Annotated in this window: 5 protein-coding genes and 3 pseudogenes; 1 reads left to right on the forward strand and 7 read right to left on the reverse strand. The window is 44.3% G+C overall.

Features of this window, described 5'->3' with window-relative positions:
* Positions 1-348: 348 nt before the first annotated feature.
* The 5 genes and pseudogenes from JL57_RS04660 to JL57_RS04675 all read right to left on the reverse strand — a co-directional run bounded on the left by JL57_RS04660 (position 349) and on the right by JL57_RS04675 (position 8,620).
* A complete protein-coding gene (locus tag JL57_RS04660; protein ID WP_034140900.1) occupies positions 349-1,530 on the reverse strand; it encodes a hypothetical protein in 1,182 nt (393 codons plus the stop codon).
* Between the two features lie 300 nt (positions 1,531-1,830).
* Positions 1,831-2,013: pseudogene (locus JL57_RS04665) on the reverse strand (hypothetical protein); the annotation flags it as partial.
* 275 nt (positions 2,014-2,288) lie between these two features.
* Complete coding sequence (locus JL57_RS33490; protein ID WP_291299706.1) at positions 2,289-2,462, reverse strand: hypothetical protein; 174 nt, start codon at positions 2,460-2,462, stop codon at positions 2,289-2,291.
* A gap of 257 nt (positions 2,463-2,719) precedes the next feature.
* Positions 2,720-5,659, reverse strand: a complete 2,940-nt coding sequence (locus tag JL57_RS33495) for a cell wall-binding repeat-containing protein (protein WP_291299707.1) — start codon at positions 5,657-5,659, stop codon at positions 2,720-2,722.
* A 447-nt stretch (positions 5,660-6,106) separates the two neighbouring features.
* On the reverse strand, positions 6,107-8,620 hold the full coding sequence (locus JL57_RS04675; protein ID WP_291299708.1) for a S8 family serine peptidase: 2,514 nt from the start codon (positions 8,618-8,620) through the stop codon (positions 6,107-6,109).
* A 267-nt stretch (positions 8,621-8,887) separates the two neighbouring features.
* Between JL57_RS04675 and JL57_RS04680 the strand changes: the two genes are divergently transcribed.
* Complete coding sequence (locus JL57_RS04680; protein WP_034140903.1) at positions 8,888-10,897, forward strand: cell wall-binding repeat-containing protein; 2,010 nt, start codon at positions 8,888-8,890, stop codon at positions 10,895-10,897.
* A gap of 120 nt (positions 10,898-11,017) precedes the next feature.
* On the opposite strand, the pseudogene JL57_RS33500 reads toward JL57_RS04680, so the two are convergent.
* Both JL57_RS33500 and JL57_RS04685 read right to left on the reverse strand, forming a co-directional pair.
* Positions 11,018-11,176, reverse strand: a pseudogene (locus tag JL57_RS33500) (N-acetylmuramoyl-L-alanine amidase); the annotation flags it as partial.
* Positions 11,177-11,204: 28 nt separating this feature from the next.
* Positions 11,205-11,591 (reverse strand): annotated as a pseudogene (locus tag JL57_RS04685) (IS4 family transposase); the annotation flags it as partial.

Consider the following 11,591-nt stretch of genomic DNA (forward strand, 5'->3'; position numbering starts at 1 on the left):
TATCTTTGGCAAAGTTTCGTGCATACTTCATAATACCATCTTGAGAAACTGCATATAACCTGTTTCGGGTAATTTATTCCGATTGATCGGTATACTGGTGGGTGCAGATACTAAATCACTTTTACTAACACTTATAGCTTTTACCCCCGAAGCCTTGCCAGAAATTAAAAAATTCTTGGCGACAATTCTAGGTAACTCCTATTCAAGTTCATTAACTTGTAAAGTTCTGCTTTAGGGATGGGTGCTTTAAGGGATTCTCCTGAACTCTCCTTAAATAATAAAGGACCCCCGCTTCCGGAGGTCCTGATTGTGCAAATCAATGTTCCGCCCAAATTTGTATAAGCGGTATTAACTATTCTTTTTGGAAGTGTTCGTTATAACGGAGATTCCCTCCAGTAACCAGTCATAGGCGGTCAAAGATTTCACTAGATCAGTTTCTGCGGTTATTACCTTCCTTACTAGGGCATCATAGTTAGTTTTACTAACATTGAACGCTACAAGCGGTATCATCCCTAGGTTATACCTCAGTTGCTGATGGTCCCATTTTACTCTTTCTGTTTTGAACTTTATTTTCTCTCTTTCAAGGGATTCTTGCTTTGTCTTAACATCTTTAAACGCTAAATCAAAGTCCATTTTCACCTGGCGGGTTTGCGAATCTCTATCTTCCGCTTCTTCTTGTACCCGTACCATATAGCTATTAGCTATCGCAGTCTCTATGTCTTCATCGTAGTCCATTTTATTAATTAGTTCAAAATCGGGCGCCGGAACTTCCTCGATAATTAAATTCGTGTCAAACTCTTGGCCAAAAAACAAGTTGAGGGATCCCTTCAAGGTATCCTGTGTATCTTTTAACGATTTTATCGTTACATCAAGTTCACGTAATTGGAGTTCAACGTCCTTGTAATCTGTCGGAGTTATTATCCCTAATTCTTCCTGAAGCTTCATGATTTTGACTTGGTTTTCAACGTTAGCCCTATTAGCTCTCAGCGCTTCCGTTTGAAGCCCCAGCTCCTGATAACTCAAGAACATTTGCTGGGTTCCCCATACGACCTGTTTATTACCCATACTAATTTGGAGATAAGATTTCCACATATCGTCCTTCCGGGCGCTCAAAGAAGCCTTTTGGGCCGTAAGATTACCAAGTTGAGCTTGATAAAGCATATATAGATTGTAGTTAACATACTTAAGCGTATCTGACAGATCCTGTGGATTTGATAGAACTGGATTAATCGGTTTGGAAACACCTTTTAACAATTCTTCATCTGTGAAATAGCCACTTAACTCCCCTATTGTTGCCTTTAATTTCGATTCTGTTCCCTCGATTAGTTTTAAGCTGTCGTTAATATCCCGTGCATCTGACAGTTTCTTATTATTAGCTCTTACGGTCGGGTTAAAAGCCTCAATTTTCTCTTCAATATTTATGTAACTAAGTCTGTTTATATTAACATCACTTGTATCAGCCATTGCGTTAACTGGAACTGAAGAAATAATCATGAGGCTTACGAGAACCGAGGACCAAAGTTTTTTCATAATTTCTCCCCCTAGATTTTTAATAATTCATAATAACCCACGGACAATAACAATCTATAGTCTATTAGGAGGCTTTGGTAAGCAAAAACTGACCGTTCGGTCACCTTCTATTTATATATTATTTCTCTCCAGAAATCAATCCTTTTTTAGCTTATACTTTTGCTATTGGGTTTACTTTATCACGTGAGAAAGGAAGACCTTTTATTGTCTTTTTGAAGCCTATAGATTGACAATATCCGGGAAGTACCCGAAAACTAACTTCGGAGTACTTTTTCGACCCGAGCACTCGAAGTCTTTAGCAACTGTGGTCTGGAATTCCAAGTGGAGTAGGGTATCGTCTTCTAGGAGGAAGACAAAATCGACTCTCTTCTCTTTGGCTTCGACTACAGGCAAGACCGTGGGCATGATGTCCACAATTTTAGCCGTCCTAAGCTCGAATGCCCCAAGGATCTTGTTCCTAAACATCTCCGCAGTGGCCTTCATGATAATATCGTATTATACCCGCTGATCCCTGCCTCCAATGAGTATTACCTATCCCTTTTAAATATTATACTACGACTAATGCTGCTAAACTACTTAAACGGTGGATAATAGCGGCTCGAAAAAACCTTCTGACTTCGGAGGCCTTTTCCGACCCGAGCACTTGCGGCTAGTAACACGAAAATGAGGTGCACAACGTTCGGTAGCCTGTCTTTAGACTGGAAGAGAGCCGAGCCCGAGCATGATTTCGCTTATGAAGCGTTCCTCTTTTGCCATCGTTACATCAGCCCACTGCAAAACCCCTGCTGGACTTTGGCGTTTTTTCTTATTAATTTTGGATGCCCAGTCAATGTAGCTACGATACTTAATTCCCTTGGCTTCACACCATTCCTTTGCCGTAATACCACTAGCACGGCATTCGGCAACCAGTGCTTTTTTTCACTCTTATCCACTACAACAATACCTCCATGTAAGGTTTTTATGGGGATATTGTCTCATGAATGAATTGGGTTGACTATGCACCTGAAGATTAAGCACTTACGAGCATGTTGACCATGCACGCTTATATTAAGCGCATACAAAGTTTTATATCGAGTTTCAGCCTGAAGAAAGGACGAGAGCCGACCCACCCGAAGGCGAATCGGCTCTCTATTACCACGTTAGTCGAAACCACGGGAGAAAAGAATTTGTCTCTTCTCTCACGCACAAATTACTTAGTAGCTGTTACAATCGTACCTTCAGTTACTTTGTTGAGAAGTGAAGAGTCATCTGAGACATCGATAGTTACATCAGCACTTGAAGCAATTTGAACGGTAACTGTTTGATTTACGTTGATAGCACTTGCCAATGTCAATGTGATTTCTTTGTCACCTGCATTTACAGCAACATTGTCATTTGCAGCCACTTTTACACCAGCAACTTTAATGATGAAGTCATCGTAAATATTAGCATTAGATGCGGCAATTGCTGCTAAACCTTCGTTGAACTTAACAGTGATTGTACTAGTAGTAGTAGCACCATCAGCTACAACTAGTTTAGCTGATGCAAGTACAGGCTTAACATTGTCTACAAATCCAGCAGTTACAAGTTGAATTTGAGCTTCAGCGGATGTCATTACAACCTTACCAGCATCAGAAGTAACGTTCTTGCTAATTGAGAATAGCTTGGTGCCATCTACTGCAACAGTACCAGAAGGCAACGTCATTTTAACTGTAGTCTTTCCAGCATCTTCAAAGCCGATTGAAGTTCCAGCGGGCATTGCAGCACCATCTAAGGTATAGTTAGCAAGGTCGATTGCTGTTGATGTCATTTTTTCACCGTAGTTAATTCTGACTACGTTGTTTGCGACAAGAACTTCATTAGCATCAAGGACAGCGTCTGGACTAACTGCAACAACTAAAGCAGTACCAGAAACGGCTTTGTGTGAAGCAGTTGTTGTAGCAGCAGCATTTTTGTTGCTTGAAGTGTCTTTAACTGCACCAGCATCAAGTGTTACAGTGTAATTTCCATCAGTTAAAGCAGATCCAATCTGGATATCTACCTTTTTGCTGTCACTACCATTCACAGCTACACCAGCTACAGTTACATAGACACCATCTTTTACTACAGTAAATTTACTAGCATCTACAGTACCAATAGTTTCGTTGAATTTAACTACGAGGTAGTAAAGTGGACCAGCATCGGTACGTGTAACGTTTAATGCTTCAGAAACAACATATGGAGCAGAAGCATCTTTAGTTAAAGTCACACTACCGTTGTACTCAGTGCCTAAGAGTACTGCAGCGTCTTTATATCCTTTAACTTGAACAGAAATCGTTACATTATTCTCGCCATCAGCATACAATGGGTTATCTACATCAGCAGGAGTAATGTCAACAAGAACTGTATTACCAGATGTATCATCAGGGTCTACACTATATCCGCCAACTCTTGCTCCAGGGAATACATATGCGCCCTTCTTAACTACTACTTCAGTATCAGTAAGAGTTTGTACGTTTTCACTGAAGATAATCTTAAAGGTATCAGAATCTTTAGCAGCTAGACCAACTACATAAGGTGCAGTTGTGTCGGTGCCTACAGTGTAAGATGCAGTTCCCATAACAAGCGTTTTAGCACTTGCTCTTTGAGCATCTGTTACATTGTAAACTACTACACTATGGTCGCCAGCTTTTATAAAGTCTCCACTGATAACAGCAGATTCCATGTAGTATTTACCTGTTGTAGTAGAAACAGAGTCGACTGCAACTGTTACGCCGTCAACCTTGATAGAAGCACCAGCTTGAATAACTGGCTCATTGAAAGTAATTCTTACTTTGTTATTGCTACGTAGTTCAGCCTTAACAACAGCAGGAACTACACTATCAGTAAAGATTTTGAAAGAATCGCTATATTCTGTAACTGTTTGGTAAGTTGCTTCATCAATTACGTCTTCAATATTAACTTTGTAGGAGTCACCGTTAGCCATTGCACTTGTAAGTCTAACGATTGCACTCTTTTTGTCATCTTGGAGTACAACTTCTGCAATACCTGCAGCCTGGGTGGCAGCATCAGAGGACTTGAACTCATAGTAAGAAACTGTCTCAGCAGAAGTTTCATTGACTACCTTATTGAAAGAAACAAGAATTTCTTTTGCGTTAATAGCACTTACCGATGTAACTGCCAATGTTGCAGGTGCTTGATAAGCAACTCCAGCAAGCGTACTAGCAGGAACAACCGCTGTACCACCGAGAGCAGTAACAACGCTGCTAGCAGTTAGTTTGCTATTTACAAAAGTAGCTGCAGCAGTAGCTGCTCCGTCTGTGAGAACAATAGCGGACTTAGTTTTAGCTGCAAGCGGTGCACCAGCGAGAGCATCAATACCAGTTGAGCCGTTAGCCACGAAGACACTGCTAAATGTCAGGGAAGATGCGAAGTCTTGGATGACTTGGTTATTTGTGTCATAAGCTGTGTTTCCAGCATGGCGAGTTGCGCTTGGAAGTGTTGCTTTTACTGCATCACTGATGACGCCCGTACCACCGATAACATCACTGGCTGTGATACCAGGATTAGCAGCTAAGTAAGCAGCTACGCTTGCAGGAAGTGCGTCTTTGTTAGTTAAGAGGATTGGTTGATTGGCCGCAGAGGCAATTGAAGCAATAGAGAGTGCATCTTGAACTTGTGCTCCGGTAGCTACTGCAACCTTAGTAACTCCAACCATTTTCTTAGCAATATTCACTGATGTCTCGAATTTGTCAACTCCGCCGAGGGGAACAACTGTAATTCCCATGGCTGCTAATTCATCAAGAACACTTTGTTTGATAACGGCAGTTCCGCTGGTTACATATACTGTCTTAACAGCAAGTTTTGTGAGTTCAGCTTTGGTGTCAGCGTCAAGTGTGTTACCACCGTCTGTAAGAAGGATAGGAGCTTTCAAGTAGGAAGCAAGGGGTCCAGCAGTTAAAGCATCAACCATAGCATAAGATGCTGAGGAGGCAAGAATTGCTGTACCTGTCCAACCTGTTTGGTCAGCGATTGCTACTGCAGTTTGTGCCGCAGTATTACCTGCTAAGCGAGTTGGGACTGTAGTTGTAGCAAATGCATTAAAAGGTACCATTGACAGTGCCATGCCTGCGATAGCTAGGGTGGCTAAGGCTTTTTTAGTTTTTTTCATGTAGTAATATATCTCCTCTCGTCTTTTGGATCTCTGTTTGTCTGTGGGATTGAACTATCTCCTTTTTTTCACAGGACGTCTTTAGTCGCCCCTCACCCCCTTAAAATGTGTAGCACAATCTTTAGACATTGCGCAATATCTAAAAGCATTCTACAGGATAAACCGGGAGCGTCCCCCCAAGGATGTAGGTCATCCCTCCTGTAGCGTACCATTTAGAACGCGTAAAAAATGAAGAAACCACAAAAAAGGTCTATATTAGCTATATCTATTCTTCATCATAGCCAATATTCCTGCTTGTTGTCCGATATTTTTTATAGTTTTCTTTGTTTTTTCGGACAAGTTTTCATCGTTACTAGATTAGTGTACACTAAAACCTATTAGTTTTCCAGCCTCTAAGCTAAAATATACTCAAATCATAACTCCCTTTATTGTAAGTATTACCCTGTGTTACTCAACCCATATTTTTAAGGTCTGTACAATCTCTTCTGGTAACGCGGCCGTTCCCCCAAAAACCTCAATATGCTTTCCGGTCCAAGACTTTAAAAGTGTTTCTAAACTTAAAGGAATAGCTGTCTTTGTTGGGACTAAGACCACCCTTGATCCATAAAATGCTGCCCGAACAGCCCCCGTTAAGGCGTCAGGGTAATTCTCTCCGGTCGCAAATTCCAGCTTGGCGGTTGTCGGAGGGAACGCTTGCAAGACGGCGGCCGCGGTGTCGTAAGCGGTCAATCCGCTAATCCGACGAGGATTAGGGAGGCGGTCCATGACCTTAGACCCGACCACAGCTGTTCCTCCGATCACTAGGGTCTCGGTTACATTTAGGCTGTCTAAAGCGGTTTGCGCATCAGCGGATAAATCTTTTGGTTCGGTTAGTAGAATCGGTACCCCTTGCCTTGCTGCCCACGAGGAGATGACTAAGACATCCTGAAAGTGTCGCACGCTGGCGATGACAGCCTTTCCTTTAGTCCCTAGTTCCATGGCAATCGCCCGAGCGGTTCCTGCTGCCGTATAACCGTAGAGACGTTTTACCTCATACTTCTGTCGAAGTTCAGATTCGATCGTCGAAGACAGTGCTGCCGTACCCCCTAATAGATAGATCGTCTTCGGGGCCAGTCGTTGCAGCTCTGTTCGAACCTCCTCCGTGAGCCCTGAGCTTTGCGAAAGTAAGATCGGGGCTTGAAGTTTATAGGCGAGTGGTGCTCCCGCCAAAGCATCAGGGAATTGATTGACTTGGGCTAAAATAACGGTGTCTGCTCCAGTTGTAAAGGTAGCTTGGGAGATCTGCACTGCTGTCCCTTCAGCCGTAATTCCAGCAAAGCGATTGCTTTGTGCTTCTATTACTTTGTCTGTTCCTATTACATAGATTCCCGGGGTATAAAGGCCAAGCCTTGCTTCGCCACTGATGATTTCTCCACCTAAGGAGATCCAGCGCGAGCCGCTCCAGCGATAAAGGGTTGCACCAGAGTCAACTCCAAGCAAGGGATCATTCCATTTTAAAGAGAGCATTTTCTGGGGGGTTGCACTTCCCCAGTCAACCTGAAACAATGGGGTTAAAACGGTGGCACTGTTCGGCAAATTAGTGGGAGTTGCCGTGGTTTCTAAGGTTACGTTCGTTGGCTTGTCAAACGCTAGAGGAGGGATGGTTAAGCTCAGCTGGGTAGACCCTGATGCCGCTTGGACAATTCCTCCTATTACATTAATCACTGCTGGGGATGTCACGGTATCGAGTGTTTGTTTGGCGATGGTCAAGGCGAGTTTGGCATCCACAAGTCCATGCCCATACTGATTGTCCCTTCCCGAGATGCCTAAATCATGGGTTCCTTGTAGAAGTGCCTGAATCACTTGCTCCCTGGACCAATCTAGGTGTTGGCTCCAGATTAAGGCCGCTTCTCCTGCCACAAACGGAGCAGCCATGGAGGTTCCGCTCGCATAGACGTAACCTGTTCCACTCGCTTGACTCCAGGCAGCCGTCGGGATCGAATCTCCCGGTGCTGCTAGATCGATCTCAGTGCCTATGGTTGAGTAATTTGTGACTTTGCTTGCTTTGTCGGTCGCTGAGACTGCTAGGACGAGAGGATCTGAGGCCGGGTAGCTCACGCCAGGGTTTCCCTGGGACTCAGAATCATAATTCCCACTCGCCGCGATTAACAAGCACCCCTTCTTAGAGGCATAGGTGATTGCTTGTTTTAAAATAGCTGAGGCGACCGAACCGTTTTCCGAACCTAGGCTTAAATTAATAATCTTGGCCCCATGATCTGCCGCCCAGATAATTCCGTCGGCAATCGCATCGTCATATCCAATCCCTTTAGAGTTCATGGCCTTGATCGGCATAATCTTGGCCTGATAAGCTACTCCGATAATACCCACACGATTTCCTTCGGCAGCCGCGACTCCTGAGACTTGGGTTCCGTGTCCATTGTTATCTTGGTTAGCCCCCGCTACCTCGCTTCCTGTGATCGCATTATACCCGGGAACCAAATTATTGATTAAGTCCGGATGTGTGAGAGCGACACCCGTATCGACAACGGCAATCGTCACCCCTTGCCCCGTCGCCCCCATTTCCCAAGCGCCTAGGACATTCCCATTGACCAAAGACCATTGTTCTCGGAAAAGAGGATCCCTCGGTACAGTTCCTGTTTGGTTTTGTATTGTCCGGCGATAGTTTTCCTCGGCCCCTAAGATCCCAGGCGTAATGTTTAAAGCCGCTATGACTTCTTGCAGATTTCTATTTCCCGCGACTTCGAGAGTTGCATAATTTAAGGGTCCTCGGCGTACAACCTCTATCCCGAAGTCTTCAGCCACCTGATCGACGTTGGTCCCCACTTCTAAAGAGAGAACGACTTGTTGGGATTCTGATTGACTTATCTGCTCTTGGAATTTCCCGGGCTGCCCAATAGCAGACAGTGGGACGGTCCCTAAATTAAGAAGCATCATAGTTACAGTCCCTATCGTTAAAAGCATAAATTTGCATTTCATCCTATATCTTCGAAGCACCTCTATCACATCTCTTTCCTATAATAAGCACTGATTATTCTCTTATTCGACATTTTATGACTCGTTCCTTTATTGACCTTGTTTTTCGCATTGTTATATATTGGATATCCTTATTCCTCTGTAAAAGAAAGGATTTTATCTTAATCGATCGAATATTAGCTATGCGCTCAGTTTGTCTGTGCTTCCCCTAAAGACTCTAGTCTTAGATCAAACACATAAAAAGAGGTGAGGCAAATGAACTTTTTCACAAAAAAAACCGTGGGTCTTCTATGCGGTTTCATGATTACTCTAAGCAGTACTGTTTTCCACCCGCTTTTAGTGCAAGCTGCACCCACTGAATCCGTCACTGACCGCATTTTCGGGAATACACTGTATGATACCGCCGTGGAGATTTCTAAGCAAGGCTGGGATAATGCTCCTATCGTCGTACTGGCGACCGGTCGGAATTTTCCCGATGCCTTGACTGGAACCGTCCTTGCTCAAAAAATCAAGGGTCCCCTTTTGCTAACTGAGTCGGGTCGCTTGAACCCTGTCGTTTCAGCTGAGCTTAAACGCCTCGGTACGCAAGAAGTCTTTCTGCTCGGTGGTACAGCTGCTTTAAACGAGGGGATTGAACAATCGCTCAAAGACCAGGGAATCTTACCGAAGCGCCTGTTTGGCTGGGATCAATATGGGACGGCTGCAGCCATTGCCAAGGTAGCAGCCCCGAGTTCTAAGCAAGCCTTTTTAGTCAATGGCGAGCGTTTTCCGGATGCCTTAAGTATCTCCTCTTATGCAGCCGCTCAGGGTATACCAATCCTCCTCACGCGGTCCGATGTGCTGCCGCCGGAAACGGCTGAGATCCTCGGTGAACTTGGCATTTCGCAAGTGACCTTGATTGGCGGCAAGGCTGTGATTAAAGACATCATTGAAGACCAACTCAGTAAATTGCCTAACCCTGTTAAAGTGACGACACGATACGCTGGATACGATCAATATGAAACGAATACGGTGGTTTTAAATCAATTACCCTTTGATACCTCCACTGTCTATGTTGCAACGGGAGAAAATTTCCCGGATGCCTTAGCCGGTGCTGCCCTGGCAGCGAAGAGCAACGCACCGATTCTGTTGCTTCCTAGTCAACAATTAGGCAACTCTACTACTGCTTATCTCAATCAAAAACGAACCTCTGGCTCAGCCTTTATGATTTTTGGGGGGTGGGGAGTGATTAATTACAAATTAGAAAGTATTATTCGCACCGGGGTCCCTCGACCAAGAATTTCCCTTCAATATACCCAGGGCGGTTTTACTGGAATAAAAGGAATGCTTAGTCAGGTCCAGTCCATTCCCTCACCGGCTACGGATTACGCAGATATTATTGCACCGAGCTGGTATTACCTGGATGATACCGCCGATGGTAATGTTACCGGAGGGTGGGATGCCACTTCTGACAACTATGCCAAATTCACAACCTCCGTGCATGCTCGTAATTTAAAAGTCCTGCCGGTCATCCAGTCATCTTGGGACAGCCCCAAAGCCGTTGATACCGTCATGGCTTCAGAAACCGCCCGAGCTAGACTGATCAGTGAAATTATGGAGCGAATTGATAGCATCAACGCTGACGGTATTGTGATCGATTTTGAATTTATGAGTAATTCCACTGGGCCAAATCTCACTCAATTCATGAAAGAACTTTACGCCCAACTTCATCCTTTAAATAAGTTGGTGGTCCAAGCTGTTATGCCTCGAACTGGCGCTGAAGCCTGGCTCGAAGAGTTTAACTACCCTGCCCTTGCCCAGCATGTTGATTACTTGCACATTATGACGTATGACTACAGCCACGGGGCCCCAGGGCCCATTGCTCCGCTGAACTGGAGCAGTAAGGTCTTGGACTATGCACGGGGACAAGGAGTAGACATGCATAAGATTCTGCTCGGTATCCCTTACTACGGAGTCGACTGGTGGACTATTGACTCGCCAGGGGCTGCTCCAAGCTATAAGCGACGAGCAGGTAGTATGACAGATCTGTTGGCGTTATCCACGGGCTCCGTACAACGCGACGCCTCGCAAATCCCTTATTTTAATTACTCAGATGCGCTTGGTTCCCATACGGTCTATTATGATGACGCACAAAGTTGGAATGCCAAAATGGCCTTGCTTAATCAGTATGGGCTTGCAGGAGTCGGAGCGTGGTCCCTGTACTGGACGGTGGACCCGGTAACCTCCAACGCGATCTACCCGATCTTAAGGCAGCATCTACGGTAGGAAGGGGAACAAGGAGACGGTTCTCTTGCTTCCATTGGAAAACAATAAGGCCGTTCACTGACTTAATTATCAGTGAGCGGCTTTTTTTAACTCATTAGCTTTGTCTCAATGGAGAGTAGTTCACGACATACTAATTCCTTTGAATTTCAGAATCCCTCGGCAGACACCTAAAGCTGCTTTACTTTGGAAATCTGGCGATCCTAAGAGTTTTTCTTCTGCCAGGTTAGAAATGAAACCAACTTCTACCAAGACTGCCGGCATCGTTGTATTTTTAGTTACTCAACTTTCGCAGTTGACAAATTGAAGACTAGGCCGTGTTAAAACACAGCCTCTTCCTAATAAAGCTTCGCAACTTTTCCATAAACGAATCAAGTATTTGATTTATAACTGATTCGGAAAGGAATAAATTTTCCCGTAGAGTCTTGGTAAACAAGTCTAAACTATATAAAAAGGCTGGTGTAAAATCTAAATCAGCACCCTCATCGCAATATTCATAGAACAAGTTGCTGCTGGCTCTACTATCCTTGTTTTCACGGTTTTCTACTGCCAACATCATATAGCGAATGCAAACCAAGGTGGTATGCGCTGTCATCGAGTCATAACTGCGACACTGAACTTCTTTTGCCAAACGGAGAAAAGATTTACACATCTTAAAGTAAACTTCGATGTCCCAGCGTAAACCATAAATGCGAAT

The organism is Desulfosporosinus sp. BICA1-9, assembly GCF_000802135.1.

What these genes read in the sequence shown, in the direction of transcription:
- JL57_RS04660 (WP_034140900.1), bottom strand. Translation starts at nt 1,530, where the DNA reads ATGAAAAAACTTTGGTCCTCGGTTCTCGTAAGCCTCATGATTATTTCT.
- JL57_RS33495 (WP_291299707.1), bottom strand. Translation starts at nt 5,659, where the DNA reads ATGAAAAAAACTAAAAAAGCCTTAGCCACCCTAGCTATCGCAGGCATG.
- JL57_RS04675 (WP_291299708.1), bottom strand. Translation starts at nt 8,620, where the DNA reads ATGCTTTTAACGATAGGGACTGTAACTATGATGCTTCTTAATTTAGGG.
- JL57_RS04680 (WP_034140903.1), top strand. Translation starts at nt 8,888, where the DNA reads ATGAACTTTTTCACAAAAAAAACCGTGGGTCTTCTATGCGGTTTCATG.